At 64.1% G+C, this 14,802-nt stretch carries 15 protein-coding genes; 7 read left to right on the plus strand and 8 right to left on the minus strand.

The genetic code is table 11. The features are described 5' to 3' along the window. On the plus strand, window positions 1–1,304 hold a 1,304-nt coding region (locus tag LO50_RS02890; RefSeq protein ID WP_044314062.1), incomplete at its 5' end, for a methyl-accepting chemotaxis protein. Window positions 1,305–1,407: 103 nt separating this feature from the next. Beyond that, entirely contained in the window at window positions 1,408–1,932 is a 525-nt protein-coding gene (locus tag LO50_RS02895; protein ID WP_044314063.1) for an Mpo1 family 2-hydroxy fatty acid dioxygenase, read from the plus strand. Between the two features lies 1 nt (window position 1,933). Here the strand turns inward: LO50_RS02895 and LO50_RS02900 are convergent, their stop codons facing one another. The 4 genes from LO50_RS02900 to LO50_RS02915 form a co-directional block, all read right to left on the minus strand. Next, on the minus strand, window positions 1,934–2,677 hold the full coding sequence (locus tag LO50_RS02900; protein WP_023444590.1) for a hypothetical protein: 744 nt from the start codon (window positions 2,675–2,677) through the stop codon (window positions 1,934–1,936). Window positions 2,678–2,978: 301 nt separating this feature from the next. Beyond that, the gene (locus tag LO50_RS02905; protein WP_044314064.1) at window positions 2,979–4,526 is read right to left on the minus strand and encodes a phospholipase D family protein; all 1,548 of its coding nucleotides are present in this window, start codon (window positions 4,524–4,526) and stop codon (window positions 2,979–2,981) included. Between the two features lie 59 nt (window positions 4,527–4,585). Then, window positions 4,586–5,896 (minus strand): NAD(P)/FAD-dependent oxidoreductase, encoded by a 1,311-nt coding sequence (locus tag LO50_RS02910; RefSeq protein WP_044314065.1) that lies wholly within the window; start codon window positions 5,894–5,896, stop codon window positions 4,586–4,588. A 127-nt stretch (window positions 5,897–6,023) separates the two neighbouring features. Next, entirely contained in the window at window positions 6,024–6,512 is a 489-nt protein-coding gene (locus LO50_RS02915) for an Lrp/AsnC ligand binding domain-containing protein (protein ID WP_003295466.1), read from the minus strand. Window positions 6,513–6,658: 146 nt separating this feature from the next. Here LO50_RS02915 and dadA point away from each other — a divergent pair, with 146 nt between their 5' ends. From dadA to LO50_RS02940, 5 genes are all read left to right on the plus strand, one after another. Next, the gene (gene dadA / locus LO50_RS02920; protein ID WP_044314066.1) at window positions 6,659–7,957 is read left to right on the plus strand and encodes a D-amino acid dehydrogenase; all 1,299 of its coding nucleotides are present in this window, start codon (window positions 6,659–6,661) and stop codon (window positions 7,955–7,957) included. Then, a complete protein-coding gene (locus tag LO50_RS02925; RefSeq protein WP_003297843.1) occupies window positions 7,932–8,306 on the plus strand; it encodes a RidA family protein in 375 nt (124 codons plus the stop codon). Before dadA ends, LO50_RS02925 begins: the two co-directional genes overlap by 26 nt. Window positions 8,307–8,424: 118 nt before the next feature. After that, window positions 8,425–8,973, plus strand: a complete 549-nt coding sequence (locus LO50_RS02930) for a cupin domain-containing protein (RefSeq protein WP_003297842.1) — start codon at window positions 8,425–8,427, stop codon at window positions 8,971–8,973. 161 nt (window positions 8,974–9,134) lie between these two features. After that, complete coding sequence (locus LO50_RS02935; protein WP_014821785.1) at window positions 9,135–9,560, plus strand: c-type cytochrome; 426 nt, start codon at window positions 9,135–9,137, stop codon at window positions 9,558–9,560. A 135-nt stretch (window positions 9,561–9,695) separates the two neighbouring features. Continuing rightward, window positions 9,696–10,229, plus strand: coding sequence for a cupin domain-containing protein (locus LO50_RS02940; RefSeq protein ID WP_042927483.1), 534 nt, complete (start codon window positions 9,696–9,698; stop codon window positions 10,227–10,229). A 61-nt stretch (window positions 10,230–10,290) separates the two neighbouring features. Here the strand turns inward: LO50_RS02940 and LO50_RS02945 are convergent, their stop codons facing one another. The 4 genes from LO50_RS02945 to LO50_RS02960 all read right to left on the minus strand — a co-directional run bounded on the left by LO50_RS02945 (window position 10,291) and on the right by LO50_RS02960 (window position 14,755). Continuing rightward, window positions 10,291–10,863 (minus strand): xanthine phosphoribosyltransferase, encoded by a 573-nt coding sequence (locus tag LO50_RS02945; protein WP_003297838.1) that lies wholly within the window; start codon window positions 10,861–10,863, stop codon window positions 10,291–10,293. 136 nt (window positions 10,864–10,999) lie between these two features. After that, entirely contained in the window at window positions 11,000–11,587 is a 588-nt protein-coding gene (locus LO50_RS02950; protein ID WP_044314067.1) for a 3-keto-disaccharide hydrolase, read from the minus strand. A 10-nt stretch (window positions 11,588–11,597) separates the two neighbouring features. Next, window positions 11,598–13,217, minus strand: a complete 1,620-nt coding sequence (locus tag LO50_RS02955) for an alpha-amylase family protein (RefSeq protein WP_044314068.1) — start codon at window positions 13,215–13,217, stop codon at window positions 11,598–11,600. Between the two features lie 2 nt (window positions 13,218–13,219). Continuing rightward, on the minus strand, window positions 13,220–14,755 hold the full coding sequence (locus LO50_RS02960; RefSeq protein WP_044314069.1) for an alpha-amylase family glycosyl hydrolase: 1,536 nt from the start codon (window positions 14,753–14,755) through the stop codon (window positions 13,220–13,222). Between the last annotated feature and the right edge of the window lie 47 nt (window positions 14,756–14,802).

Below are 14,802 nucleotides of genomic sequence, written 5' to 3' on the forward strand. Positions count from 1 at the left end.
AGGTCGCCTTCAGCGCCGAGCAGCTGGCCATCCGCCTGAAGTCGCAGCTGCAGGCTGTCAGCGACATTGCCAATGGTGCCCAGGCTATCGCCGCCACCGAGCAGGACAGCGCCGAGCGAGCCCGCCACACACTGGATGCCGCGCAAGCGGTGCGCGAGCGCAGCGATACCGGCCAAGCCGAACTGCAGCGCGCCATCGAACGCATGCAACAGCTGAGTGCTCAGACCCACGCCAGCCGCGAGCTGATTGACGGGCTTTCGGCGCGGACAGAGGAAATCCGCCGCATTACCGACGTGATCCAGTCCATCGCCAGCCAGACCAACCTGCTGGCTCTGAACGCAGCCATCGAGGCCGCCCGTGCCGGTGAGGCTGGCCGCGGCTTTGCCGTGGTCGCCGACGAAGTACGCAGTCTGGCGGCGCGCACCTCCAGCGCTACCGAGGAGGTCGGTCGCATGGTGGCCGACATCCGCGAGCAAAGCGAAGCAGTGGTCAGCTACATCCAGCGCCAGGGCAACGAGCTGGACGCCGCGGCCGAGCAGATCGCCACCACCGGTGAGCAGCTCAGCGGCATCGCCGAACTGGCCGGCAGCGTCGAAAGCCAGGTCGAGCAGATCACCACCGGCACCGCCGACAACCATCAGCGCCTGACCGGACAGTTTGTCGCCCTCGATCAGCTGCGTACCGATGCCCTGGACAGCGAGGAGCAGACCCGCCAGCTCGAGCTGGCGGCGGAACGCCTGGTGGCCCAGGCCGAAAGCGCCAGCGAGCAACTGGCCGAGGTCCAGCTCGACGATTATCACCAGACCATGTTCGACCTCGCGCGTCAGGGGGCTGCGGCCATCAGCGCGCGTTTCGAGGCTGATATCCAGGCCGGGCGCGTCAGTCTCGATGACCTGTTCGACCGCAATTACCGGGCGCAGGCCAATACCGATCCGGTGAAGTATCAGACCCGCTTCGACCGCTATGCCGACGAGGTCTTACCGGCGATTCAGGAGCCGGTGCTGCAGAAGCATGCCGCATTGGTCTACGCCATCGCCACGACGCCGGAGGGCTACGTGCCGACCCACAACCGCGCGTTCAGCCAGCCGCCGGTGGGCAACCCGGAGATCGATCGGGTCAAGAGCCGTAGCAAGCGCCTGTTCAACGACCGCACCGGCGGGCGCTGCGGCAGTCATCAGCGCCGCCTGCTGTTGCAGACCTACAGTCGCGATACCGGGGAGCTGATGCACGACCTGTCCGTGCCGATCATGGTCGGTGGCCGTCACTGGGGTGGTCTGCGGCTGGGCTATCGTCCCGAGCAATAGCCCGGCAACCACCGATGTTGGCGCGATTGCCCTGTGTCCGGCGGCGCTCCAGCCGCTGCGACCGGCTAAGCTTGGTGAGACGCGACTTCCGGAGATACCGCCAATGAAGACCCTCACCGATCATTTGGCACAGTACGCGGCCTATCATCGCGATCCACGCAACCTCCTGACCCATTTCATCGGCATTCCGCTGATCGTGCTGGCGGTGGCGATCCTCCTGTCGCGGCCGGGCATCGAATGGGCCGGGTTGTGGCTAAGTCCGGCGGCACTGGTGTCGCTCGCCGCTGCGGTTTTCTACCTTCGTCTGGATCTGCGTTACGGCTTGCTGATGAGCGCCGTGCTGCTGCTCTGCGTATGGCTGGGCGCAGTTCTGGCCGGCGTGACGATGGCGCTGTGGCTGGGCGTTGGCGCGGGATTGTTCGTGCTCGGCTGGATCATCCAGTTCATCGGGCACTACTTCGAGGGTCGCAAGCCGGCGTTCGTCGACGATCTCACCGGGCTGATCATCGGGCCTTTGTTCGTCGCTGCCGAGCTTGGATTCATGCTCGGTTTGCGCGACCCGTTGCGCCTCGCCATCGAGGCGCGGGTCGGTCCTGTGCGTCTGCGCGACTCAGCCGCCCACAGCTGAGTCAGGGTTTCGCCGCCATCCACTGATCGCTGAGGCTGCGCGCATGGCGGTCGACCATGATTGGCGCGAAGGGCCGGCCTGAGGCGGTGGTAAAGTTGTTGCTGCCGCTGTTCATGTCTTCCAGCGCCACCTTGAGGAAATCCCAGCGGGTCTTGAGTTTGGCCAGCGCGGGATCGCGCTTGCCATCCAGTTCGGCCAGCTGGGCGTCGATCGCCGGCACCAGGTGACGCTCGTCCTGCCCGAGATAGGTGTCCGGCTGTTCGCGAGCGATCTCGAACGAGCCGATGTAGGCACGGCTGAGGTATTGAACGGCCAGGTATTCAACCTTGGCTGGCAGTTCGGCCTGAGCGTCCGCCCCTTGCTGCGCGCGAACGGCGGTGAGGAAGTCGCGCAGGGCCTTGCTCATCTCCAGCGGCCAGCCCCAGGGCATGTCGTCCTCTTCGTAGCCGAAGCCGGCGCCTTCGCGCAGCCGAGCCTGAAGCGCCTGGTGACTTTCGCGCAGGGCGCTGGTGGGATTGGCGACATTGAGTAGGGCTGCATTCAGCGCGCGGATGTCGTCTTCCAGACGCAACAGGTGCGCCTTCTGAAAGCCTTCGCCGCGGTAGAGCAGCAGGCTGCTGGTCGCGCGATTGGCGTGGATCTGCAAGTTCTGCAGCGCAGAGATGGTTTCGGGCGGGGCCGCCTCGGTAAAGCCGGGCAGCATTACGAGTATCAGCAATAGCCAGAAGCGAGTTAAACGGTCCATTGTCGTGCTCCTTTTTATTTTTATAGAAGCTATGCGTGCATGGCAGCAGCACGCTGGAGCCTAACGGACTGCTGGCCGAGTGGTATCACCCCAAAGAATGATTTGTGACGGCTTGTAGCCAAACGGACGACATCGTGCGGCAGCTTGTTGCGAACCTAGTGGCCTGTGCGGTGAGTTGGTTGAGGCAAGTTCGGCTGAACATGGCTCCGGGGCAAGGCGCTGCGACGGGTCATAGCGGGCCTATGGCAAGGAGCAGCAACGCGGTATCGGGCCATGGGCGTCGAACTTACCAAACAGGCCACTAAAGCATCTTCTCCAGGCCGATGACGTCGGCGAACCAGGCGTTGAAGCGTCGCCAGAGCCCGCCTGGCTCCTTTTCGATGGTGCGCAGCCGGCCGCCATCCTCTGCGATCCACGTGAGCTGCTTGCGGCCGTCGCGCTCCACCAGGCGAACTTCGTAGCTCAGTGCCGGCGACATACCCTCCAGCGTGAGGCGGTGGACCTCGCGGGCCAGTTCGTGGCTTTCCACCAGAATCCCCACCTCGGTGTTCCACAGCACCGAGCGCGGATCGAGATTCAGCGAGCCGATGAAAACCTTCTGCTGGTCGAATACCGCTGCCTTGCTATGCAGGCTGGATTCCGACTCGCCGAGAAAACTGTAAGAGGCTTCCTGCTCCGGCTGCCGGCGCAGTTCGAACAGGCGCACGCCGAGTTCCAGCATGGCCTCGCGGTAGGGCGCATAGCCGCCATGCACGGCCGGCACGTCAGTGGCCTCCAGCGAGTTGGTGAGGATGCGCACGGTCACGCCCTCGCCGGTGCGATCCGCCAGGTAGTCCACGCCGCTATCGGTCGGCACGAAGTAGGCCGAAACCAGTGTCAGCTCGCTGCTCACGGCCTGCATGGTCGGTGCAAGTTGCGTAGTCAGCAGCAGCGATGCCGCCGGTACGCCTTCGGCGAGCAGTTTTTCCGGCGCGTCCCACATGGCCCTGCCCGGTGCCCAGATCAGTTCGTCCAGCCACTGCTGCAATTGCGGGCGCTGCTTGTACTGCATCAGGCGCTGGTACTGCTCGCTGTTTTCCTGTTTGGCCTGCTGCAGATAGTCGCTCAGCTGCTGGCGCGCCTTGTCCAGCTGGCGCGGTTTCGGTTGCCACCAGAGAAAATGCTGGATAGGCACGCTCAGCTGGTTGTTCCAGTAGCGGTCGAAACTCTTGCCGAGCTGCTCGGCGACCGGGCCGGCGCCAAGCAGGTCGATGTCGGTGAAGTTCATCGCCTGGTCGGCCTCGAAGTACTCGTCGCCGAGGTTGCGTCCACCGACGACGGCCAGGCTGCCATCGACCAGCATCAGCTTGTTGTGCATGCGCCGATGCTGCAGCGAAAGGTGCAATAGGCGTCCCATGGATCGGGTGATGGCGTTGCTGCGGCCGAGGTGAAGCGGGTTGAAGACGCGGATCTGAATGTTGGGGTGCGCGGCCAGAGTGCCGATGCGGTAGTCCTCGCCATGGCTGGTGGTGTCATCCAGCAGCAGCCGCACGCGCACGCCGCGGTCGGCGGCTTGCAGCACTTCGTCGATCAGCGCACGTGTGGTGAGGCCGTCATGGACGATGTAGTACTGGATATCGAGGCTGACCTGCGCCGCGCGGATCATCTCGGTGCGTGCGGCGAAGGCTTCGGTGCTCTCCGGTAGCAGGCGAAAACCCGAGTGGCCGTACGCGTGCTCGGTGGCGAGCTGCTGGATGCGCCGGCCAAGCGGCGACGCGTCCGGTGCCACGGAATAGGACTCGGTTGGCGTGGGGTGGCTGGCACAACCGGCCAGCAGCAATAGCAGCAGGAGCGTCAGGTAAGTACGCAAGGTTTCTCCGGGTATGCATCCTTTCATTCATGCTTGGACGTTGCGCTTCGTCCGAAAATTCAGAATCGGTCCTTCAGTCGATACCAGAGCATGCCCAACGCCAGCAGTGGCGAGCGCAGTGCCGGTCCGCCGGGGAAGGTCGGATGCGGCACTTTGGCGAACAGATCGAAGCCGCTGCTTTGCTGGCCGGCAATGGCTTCGGCAAGCAGGCGACCGGCCAGGTGCGTGGCATTCAGCCCGTGGCCGGAATAGGCCTGGGCGTAGAACACGTTGGGATGTTCGGCCAGGCGGCCGATCTGCGGCAGCCGGTTGGCGCCGATGCCGATCATCCCGCCCCACTGATAGTCGATGCCGATGCCGACCAGCTGCGGAAATACCTCGAGCATCTTCGGCTGCATATAGGCGGCGATGTCCTGTGGGTCACGGCCGGAATAGTGACAGGCGCCGCCGAACAGCAGACGGCCATCGGCGCTGAGACGGAAGTAATCGAGCGCCACGCGCTGATCGCAGACCGCCATGTTCTGCGGCAACAGCTCGCGGCAGAGCGGCTCGGGCAGTCGCTCGGTGGCGATGATGTAGCTGCCGGCCGGCAGCACCTTGCCGGCGAGCTTCGGTTGCAGGCCGTTGAGGTAGGCATTGCAGGCCAGCACCAGGTTGTCCGCGTGCACCACACCCTGAGCCGTATGCACCTTGACCTGCGGGCCATACTCGATGCGCTCGACCGCCGACTGCTCGAACAGCCGCACGCCCAGCGACTGTGCCGCCGCCGCCTCGCCGAGTGCCAGATTCAGCGGGTGCAGGTGGCCCGACCCCATGTCCAGCAGGCCGCCGAGGTAACGCTGCGAGCCCACCACCGTGACCAGGTTGGGACGTGACACGCGCTGCAGTGGGTGCGGATAGCCGAGGCGCAGTAGGTCGGAATACTCCTCGTCGAAGCCTTTCAGATGCCGTGGCTTGGTCGCCAGGTCGCAATAGCCCCAGGTCAGGTCGCAGTCGATGGCGTAGCGCTCGATGCGCTGGCGGACGATGTCGACGGCTTCGAAGCCCATGCGCTTGAGTTCATCGACGCCTTCTGCGCCAATGATCTTGCTGAACTGCTCGACGTCATGGCCGACGCCGCGGATCAATTGCCCGCCGTTGCGCCCGCTGGCGCCCCAGCCGATTCGGTGCGCTTCCAGCAGGATGACGCTGAGGCCCCGCTCGGCCAGTTCGATGGCCGTGTTGAGGCCGGAGAACCCACCGCCGACGACGCATACGTCGGCCCGCTGTTCGCCCTGCAACGGCTCGAAGGCCAGTTCGCGATTGACGCTCGCGGCATAGTAGGAGGGTGCATGTACGGCGCCGTTCGGCGCGGATGCGCGGTGATTCATCAAGGTGTCATGAGAGGTCTGCATGCGCCTAGGGTAGACCGGAGCGAGGCCGCGGAGCAAAGCCAGGCATGACCAGCGGTCCGTCGCAGGCTGCCCGACGAGGCCGCAGAACTGGCCGTCATCGGCTCTAGTCCGGGACCGGCAGGTCGAGGGATTCCTTGATCTCTTCCATCACGATATAGCTCTTCGATTCGCGCACGTGGGGCAGCTTCAGCAGGATGTCGCCGAGCAATTTGCGGTAGGAGGCCATCTCCGAGATCCGCGCCTTGACCAGGTAGTCGAAGTCGCCGGACACCAGGTGGCATTCGAGCACGTGAGGCAGCTTGAGCACGGCGCGGCGGAACTCCTCGAAGATGTCGCCGGACTTGTACGCCAGGCTGATCTCGACGAACACCAGCAGCCCCGCCTTCAGATGCTGCGGGTTCAGACGCGCCGAGTAGCCCATGATGATGCCTTCGCGCTCCAGGCGCCGGACGCGCTCGGTGCAGGGCGTGGTCGACAGGCCGACGCGCTCGCCCAGCTCGGTGAAGGGCAGGCGCCCTTCGGCTTGGAGAATGCGCAGGATGTGGCGGTCGATCTTGTCCAGTTCGCGGCGCGTCTGATGCCGGGTTCTCAAGGGATATGCCCTCCAAATAAAGCGTCGATGGCGTGAATAACGGCCAAAGATAGCTTTTTATATGGTGAATAACACTGCTTGAGCATTTCTATACTCCGTTTCAATAGTGATCCGGAAAAGCCCGTTCGAGCGGGTGGGAGGCTGCAATGCGTGTACTGGTATTGGGTAGCGGCGTGGTCGGCACTGCCAGCGCCTATTATCTGGCGCGGGCCGGTTTCGAAGTGGTGGTGGTCGACCGGCAGCCGGCGGTGGCGATGGAGACCAGCTTCGCTAATGCCGGACAGGTCTCGCCCGGCTACGCCTCGCCTTGGGCGGCGCCTGGTGTCCCGTTGAAAGCGATGAAGTGGCTATTGCAGCGCCATGCACCGCTGGCGATCAAGCTTACCGGCGACATCGACCAGTATCTGTGGATGGCGCAGATGCTGCGCAACTGCACGGCGGCCCGCTACGCGGTAAACAAGGAGCGCATGGTGCGCCTGTCCGAGTACAGCCGTGACTGCCTCGATGAGCTGCGCGCGGAAACCGGCATCACCTATGAAGGTCGTCAGCTCGGCACCACGCAGCTGTTCCGCACCCAGGCGCAGCTTGATGCCGCCGCCAAGGACATCGCTGTGCTGCAGCGCTCCGGGGTGCCCTACGAGCTGCTCGATCGCGCCGGCATTGCACGGGTAGAGCCGGCTCTGGCGAAGGTTTCGCACAAGCTCAGCGGTGCGCTGCGGCTGCCCAATGACCAGACCGGCGACTGCCAGATGTTCACCGCGCGCCTGGCGGAAATGGCCGTGGCGCTCGGGGTCGAGTTCCGCTTCGAACAGAATATTCAACGCCTCGACTACGCCGGCGACCGGCTGGCCGGTGTGTGGATCGACGGCAAGCTGGAGACGGCCGATCGCTACGTGCTGGCGCTCGGCAGCTACAGCCCGCAGATGCTCAAGCCGCTGGGCATTCGTGCACCGGTCTACCCGCTCAAGGGCTATTCGCTGACCGTACCGATAAGCGATCCGGCGATGGCACCGCAGTCGACCGTGCTCGATGAAACCTACAAGGTCGCCATCACCCGCTTCGATCAGCGCATCCGTGTCGGTGGCATGGCGGAGATCGCCGGGCACGATCTGTCGCTCAACCCGCGCCGGCGGGAAACTCTGGAAATGGTGGTGGGCGACCTCTATCCGCAGGGCGGCGATCCGTCTGACGCGGTATTCTGGACCGGCCTGCGACCGGCCACGCCAGATGGCACACCGATCATCGGCGCGACACCCTATCGCAACCTGTTCCTCAATACCGGCCATGGCACCCTTGGTTGGACCATGGCGTGCGGCTCCGGCCGTGTGCTCGCGGACCTGCTGGCGTCCAAGCGTCCGCAGATCAGCACCGAGGGGCTGGATATCTTCCGTTACGGCAAGCACAAGGAGACCCGTAAACATGCCCATCCGGCGGCTGCACACTGAAACCCGCTATAGCGAAGCGGTGATCCACAACGGCGCGGTGTATCTCTCCGGGCAACTGGCCGATGACCTGACCGGTGATATCCGCGAGCAGACCCGCGAAACGCTGTCGAGCATCGAACGCTTGCTGGACGAGGCGGGTACCAGCAAGACGCGCCTGCTTTCGGCAACCATTCACCTGAAGGACATCGCCGCCGATTACGCCGGTATGAACGAGGTGTGGGATGCATGGATCACACCGGGCACGGCGCCGGCACGGACCACTGTTCAGGCCCTGATGTATTCGCCGGATGTGCGGGTCGAGATCACCGTCGTCGCTGCCATGCCGGATCTCGCCGGCCCGGTCCTCTGACCCTTGGAAGAGCCGCGCGTGCCGGGCGACGGCTCGTCTGGAGCCGGTGTTGTAAATTCTGAACGCCATTGCCATGATAGCCCCCTCTTCGCATCGCTCTTGAAAGGGGGCTCCCGTATTGGACGTTGGCGTTCGACTGCAAACCATCCGCAAGCTCAAGGGTCTGTCCCAGCGTGAACTCGCCAAGCGTGCCGGCGTTACCAACAGCACCATTTCCATGATCGAAAAGAACAGCGTCAGCCCCTCGATCAGTTCGCTGAAGAAGGTGCTGAGTGGGATTCCCATGTCGCTGGTGGAGTTCTTTTCCCCCGACTTCGAGCAGGACAGCGACACCCAGGTGGTCTACAAGGCCGGCGAGTTGATCGATATATCCGACGGCGCGGTGAGCATGAAACTGGTGGGCAAGGCGCATCCGGGACGAGCCATCGCCTTTCTCGACGAGACCTATCCGCCGGGCTCCGATACTGGAATGGACATGCTCTCGCACCAGGGCGAGGAGGCCGGGATGCTGGTCGAAGGCCGTCTGGAGCTGACCGTGAACGGTCAGGTGTACGTGCTGGAGAGCGGCGATAGCTACTACTTCGAGAGCAGCAAGCCGCATCGTTTCCGTAATCCGTACGACGCGCCGGCACGGTTGATCAGCGCGACGACGCCGGCGAACTTTTAACCGCATCGGTCTTGATTCATCCGAAAGTTGCGATGCGACAAAGCGTCGCGGAGAAACGCCGGGCCTTTCGTATTGTTTCAGCCGGCATGGCTTGCCGTTATACTGACCGCCGCTCGCGATACCGTGGCCGCGGGCGTGTCTAGCCACAATGAGGGTGTAAGGTGAACCTGATTAAGAAGATCCTGGTAGCACAGACTGCCGTATTGGCCCTGTGGGCAATGAGCGCTCAGGCTGCGACCGACGAAGCAATCGCCGAGCGCCTCAAGCCGGTGGGCGAAGTATGTATTCAAGGTGAAGAGTGCGCAGCCGCTGGTGCCGGCGCTGCCGCAGCCGCCGGTGGTGCCGCCCGTAGCGGTTCCGACGTGTACGGCAAGTTCTGCACTGCCTGCCACGGCTCCGGCCTGCTGAACGCGCCGAAGACCGGTGACAGTGCAGCCTGGACGGCCCGTGCCGATGCTGCCGGTGGTCTGGACGGCCTGCTCAAGCACGCCATCAGCGGTATCAATGCCATGCCGCCGAAGGGCACCTGTGGCGACTGCTCCGATGACGAGCTGAAGGCCGCCATCCAGCACATGTCCGGCCTCTGATCGAGCGCCAGGCGTCACCAGCAAAGCCGCCTCCGGGCGGCTTTGTCGTTTCTGCGGTGAGCAAAGCAGGCAGCTCTCGAGTCGAATTCGATACGGCCTACCGGTCGGATTCCCGTGACGACAGAGGAGCCCCGCATGCCCAGTTCCGCACCACAACCCGAACAGCTGCACCTGGCCAGTGACGGGCGCACGCCCAACAGCCCGCATCCGGTGCTGATCTACCGCCAGCTGCCATTGGCCGGACCAAGCCCCGCGGAAGCCTTCGAGCGACTGTTCGACAGCCATCTGTGGCCGTCTGCCTGGCGTGGGACGGTTTACGACTACCATCACTACCATTCCACCGCCCACGAAGCGCTCGGCGTGGCCAGCGGCTGGGCGCGGGTCATGTTGGGCGGTGATAACGGTCAGGAGGTCGAGCTGAAGGCGGGCGACGCGCTGGTGCTACCGGCCGGGACGGGGCATTGCGCGCTCGAGGCCAGCGCAGATTTCCAGGTGGTGGCGGGTTATCCGGTCGGCCAGCAGTACGACATGCAGCGGCCTGACGCGGCCACCCATGATCAGGCGCGTGAGCGAATTGCCCAAGTCGGCGTGCCCATCAGCGATCCGCTGGCAGGCACGCAGGGTGCGCTGGTGGCGCTATGGCGCGCAGAGGCGCCGCCGGCCGGTTGAGCCGGGTTCAGCTTTTGAGCTGCGCCCGGACTATGACCTGCACTCAGCCAATGACCTGCAGTCAGTCTATGAATTGCACTTGCCCATCAGCCAGCGAGGCGACGCGAGCCAGGGACTCGACGCGGTAACCGGCTTCTTCCAGCTCCTGACGACCGGCCTGGAAGGCCTTTTCGATGACGATGCCAAGGCCGGCGATGCTCGCGCCGGCCTGGTTGATGATCGAGATCAGGCCCTTGGCGGCTTTGCCGTTGGCGAGGAAGTCGTCGATGATCAGCACGCGGTCGTTCGAGGACAGGTGCTGGGTGGACACGGCGATGGTGCTTTCCACTTGCTTGGTGAACGAATAGACCGTGGCGGTTAGCAGGTTGTCCTGCAGCGTCAGCGACTGGTGCTTGCGGGCGAAGATCACCGGCACGCCCAACTCCAGGCCGGCCATGACCGCCGGCGCAATGCCGGAGGCTTCGATGGTGACGATCTTGGTGACGCCGGCATCGCGGAACAGGCGGGCGAATTCCTGCCCGATGGCCTGCATCAGCACGGGATCTATCTGGTGGTTGAGGAACGCGTCGACCTTGAGTACCCGGTCGGAAAGCACGATGCCCTGACTGCGAATCTTATCTTTCAGCTGTTCCACGAACGCTACCTCAAGCGTGGGCGGCCGCGGCTTGCCTGACGCTTGGCGCCGGGGCGCTTCTGCCGTCACTGCGTTTCGCAGCCTGGAAAAGCCGCGCATTCTCGCTCAATTCGGCGTGCCGATCCAAGGCCGACGTTCAGCCCAGCGCTTCGATCGACAGGCGGCGAAAGCGCACCGCCTCGCCGTGGTGCTGCAGGACGATATGCCCGGCTGGCGCCTTGGCGAACAGCGGCTTGTCGGCGAATTTGCTGGACTCGATCAGCGTGTGCAGGGCCGGGTCGTCCAGGCGATAACTCAGCACCATACGATTGCCCAGCCAGTGCTCGACCGTACCCTGGCGCACGACAAGCGCTGCGTGCATGAAGCTACCGGGTTCGATCCGGGTTTCCTGTTCGGGCGCGAGCAGGCCATACAGGGCACCGTTGCGGGTGGTTGGTTCTTCGCCGTCGGGGTGAACGGCATCATCCAGCAGCTGCATTTCCGGCCCGCTGTGCCAGGCGAGGCCGGCGCTTTCTTCGACGCGGTAGAAGACCCCGGAATTGCCGCCCACCGGTAGGGCGAACTCGAACTGCAGGATGAAATCGCCATAGCGCTCGCGCGAGACCAGGTCGACCCGCGGGGCGCCGACAATGGCACACAGCTGTTCATCGTCGTCGCGGTACCAGCTTTCGTCGGGAAAGGTTGCGCCGTGCCAGGCGTGCCATTGTGCTGCGTCGAGATTCATCAGCCGCTCCTCATCCGAACAGTTGCTGCTTGCGCCGCAGCCAGCGATAGCCGTAGGGCCCGAGGCGAATCTTCAGCGGTGAGCCTTCCGGCTGCCCGTAGTCGCAGTCGGCGAGCACATCGACCATGTCCTGAAGGTCGTCTTCGGTGATCTCGACGGTGGTTTCCTTGTCGGCAAGATTGACCAGCATCAGCACCGTCGAGCCGTTGTCGTGGCGGATAGCAAAGACGGCGGGGTCGTTCACCTCGACCGTTGTGCGCTTGCCGATGCCGATCTCGCGCAGGCCGATGCGCGTGCGGATCATGTTGCCGGTGCGCGCCATCAGCGAATCGCTGCGCAGGGTCTGGGCGAACACGTTGATCTTCTCGTACGAGAAGGGCCCTTCGTCGATCACCGGTGCGGCCAGCTCACCTTTGGTACAGGAGAACCCGGCGTTGGGTTCGTTGGACCACTGCATGGGCGTGCGTACGGCCAGTCGCTCGGGGCGGTCGAGGTCATCGCCCATGCCGATTTCCTCGCCGTAGCGGATGATCGGCGTGCCGGGCAGCGAGAACAGCAACGCATGAGTGGCCGCGATGCGTCGCTCGTCGCCGTCGAGCATCGGCGCAAGCCGCCGGCGAATGCCGCGATCGTAGGCGCGCATGTTCTCGTCGGGGGCGAAGGTGTCCATCACCTCTTTGCGCTCATCCTCTTCCAGCCGATCGAGGCTCAGCTCGTCGTGGTTGCGAATCCACAGCGCGTACTGCGAATGGCTCGGTGGCAGCGGTTGGCTGTTCAGGGCGCGAACCAAAGGCTCGGCCTGCTGGCGCGCCAGTGCGAGGAACAGGTGGTTGTTGGTCCAGAAGTCCAGCAGCAGGGTGACGCGATCGGCCTCGTCGCCGAAGTATTCGACGTACTTTTCCGGGTCGGTGTCGATCTCGCCGAGCAGCACGGTCTCAGGCCGGCGCATGGTCACGAAATCGCGCATGTGCTCGAGCAGCCAGTAGCCCTTTTCCAGTTCGCCGCCGCCTGCCTGACGCACCATGTGTACCGCGGCGTCGATGCGGAAACCGGAGACACCCAGCCGCAGCCAGAACGACATGATCCGCTCGATCTCGTGGATGACCTTCGGGCTGGTCAGGTCAAGATCCGGCTCGTGCTTGTAGAACAGATGGCGGTAGTACTGGCCGGCTTCCTCGTCCCAGGTCCAGATGCTGTCCTCGACCGTCGGGAAGATCGGCTCCATGAAATCGTCCGGCTCGTCGGCCCATATGTAGTAGTCGCGATAGGGCGACTCGCGGTCGCGGCGCGCCTCCTGAAACCACTTGTGCTGGATCGACGTGTGCTGCACTACCAGCTCGATGATGACGTGCAGGCCCAGCTCTTCGGCCTTCTCCAACAGAGCGACGATGTCGGCCAGATCGCCGAAGCGTTTGTCTACTTGTAGATGGTCGGTGATGTCGTAGCCGGCATCCTCGAAGGGCGACTGATAGAATGGCATGAGCCATACGGCCGTGCAGCCGAGGCCGCGAATGTAGTCGAGGCGCTCGGTGATGCCGCGCAGATCGCCGCAGCCGTCCCCGTTGCTGTCACGAAACAGGGTGGGATCGATCTGATAGATCGCCGCGTTGCGGTACCAGAGTGGACGCATGCTCAGTTCTCCGTTGGGCGCAGCACGACGGCCTGCCCTGGGTTAAGGGTGCCGTTGTAGGGATCGCCTTCACCGATGCCGTCGCTGGCGATCTCGACCTGCCATTCGCCGGCGTGCGGATGAGCGTGGAGCTGGTCGGAGAAGTTGATGCAGACCAGACGGCGGTCGTCGCCGAAATTCCGGCGGTAGGCAAGCACTTCGGGGTGCGAAGGCAACTCTTCGAAATCGCCGTGATGCAGCGCCGGGCTGGCCTTGCGCGCGGCGAGCAGGCGCTGGTAGAGCGCGAACATGGAGTTCGCTTCACCAGTCTGCCGCTCGGCTGCCAGCTCGTTGGCGTCAGGCGGGAAGGGCAGCCAGGGTTCTGCACCTTGCCAGCCATGTGGTGGTTCGGCCTGCCAGGGGATCGGGGCCCGGCAACCGTCACGGCCGCCCGGATCGGTTCGGGTTTCGGCGGTAATAACCGCGTCTTCCAGCCCCAATTCCTCACCCTGATAGATGAACGGCGTACCGCGCAGCGTCAGCAGCATTACCGCAGCGGCACGGGCGGCGCGCTCGGAGCCCTGGTAACGGCTGCGCTGGCGCACGTTGTCGTGATTGGAGAGCACCCAGGTTGGCCAGGCACCGGCCGGCTGCAGCCAGTGCTCGACCTCGCGGATGCAGGTACGAAACAGCACGGGGTCCCAGGGCGCATCCAGCGGATTAAAGTTGAAGGCCAGGTGCAACTCGTCGCCAGCGCCGTAGTACTGCAGCACCCGTTCGGTGGAGCGAATGTTCACCTCACCCACCAGCATGCGGTCGCCGGGATAGCTGTCGACGAGCTTGCGCAAACCGCGCAGCACTTCGTGGCTGTAGGGCTGATCGTTGAAGTCCGGGAGCGGTTGGCCAGCCTGGCAGCGCGGGTCGTCAGCAAAGCTCGGGGCCTTGCCGGTGCAGTGGATGACGTCGATGCGAAAGCCGTCGATGTCGCGGTCGAGCCAGAAGCGCAGCACGTCGTGCATCGCCTCGACCACCTCGGGGTTGCGCCAGTTGAGGTCCGGCTGCTTGGCGAGGAACAGGTGCAGGTAGTACTGCTGGGTGTGCTCGTCCCAGGTCCAGGCGCTGCCCGCGCCCAGCGCAGCACGCCAGTTGTTCGGCTGGTCGCGCCAGACGTACCAGTCGCGCTTGGGATTGTCCCGCGAGCTGCGCGACTCGACGAACCAGGGGTGTTCATCGGAGGTGTGATTGGGCACGAAGTCCAGCAGCACCCGGATACCGCGGGCATGAGCTTCGGTAATCAGCCGGTCGATATCGGCCAGCGAACCGAACAGCGGATCGATATCGCAATAGTCGCTGATGTCGTAGCCGGCATCGGCCATGGGTGAGCGGAAGATCGGCGACAACCACAGCGCATCGACGCCCAGCTGTTGCAGATGATCGAGATGGCGCAGCACGCCATTGAGGTCACCGATGCCGTCTCCGTTGCTGTCTGCAAAGGATCGCGGGTAGATCTGATAAACGGTCGCGCCCTTCCACCACGGTGTTTGGGTTGTCTCGCTCATGCCTCACACCCCCTGATTCGTCTCAGGTCGCGGCCGATCCTGCACGG

The organism is Stutzerimonas stutzeri, from assembly GCF_000935215.1.
GTDB lineage: Bacteria > Pseudomonadota > Gammaproteobacteria > Pseudomonadales > Pseudomonadaceae > Stutzerimonas.

Bases quoted from the DNA above. Each gene is read 5' to 3' on its own strand.
- LO50_RS02895 (WP_044314063.1), top strand. From the start codon at position 1,408: ATGAAGACCCTCACCGATCATTTGGCACAGTACGCGGCCTATCATCGC.
- LO50_RS02900 (WP_023444590.1), bottom strand. From the start codon at position 2,677: ATGGACCGTTTAACTCGCTTCTGGCTATTGCTGATACTCGTAATGCTG.
- LO50_RS02910 (WP_044314065.1), bottom strand. From the start codon at position 5,896: ATGAATCACCGCGCATCCGCGCCGAACGGCGCCGTACATGCACCCTCC.
- dadA (WP_044314066.1), top strand. From the start codon at position 6,659: ATGCGTGTACTGGTATTGGGTAGCGGCGTGGTCGGCACTGCCAGCGCC.
- LO50_RS02925 (WP_003297843.1), top strand. From the start codon at position 7,932: ATGCCCATCCGGCGGCTGCACACTGAAACCCGCTATAGCGAAGCGGTG.
- LO50_RS02940 (WP_042927483.1), top strand. From the start codon at position 9,696: ATGCCCAGTTCCGCACCACAACCCGAACAGCTGCACCTGGCCAGTGAC.
- LO50_RS02950 (WP_044314067.1), bottom strand. From the start codon at position 11,587: ATGAATCTCGACGCAGCACAATGGCACGCCTGGCACGGCGCAACCTTT.
- LO50_RS02955 (WP_044314068.1), bottom strand. From the start codon at position 13,217: ATGCGTCCACTCTGGTACCGCAACGCGGCGATCTATCAGATCGATCCC.
- LO50_RS02960 (WP_044314069.1), bottom strand. From the start codon at position 14,755: ATGAGCGAGACAACCCAAACACCGTGGTGGAAGGGCGCGACCGTTTAT.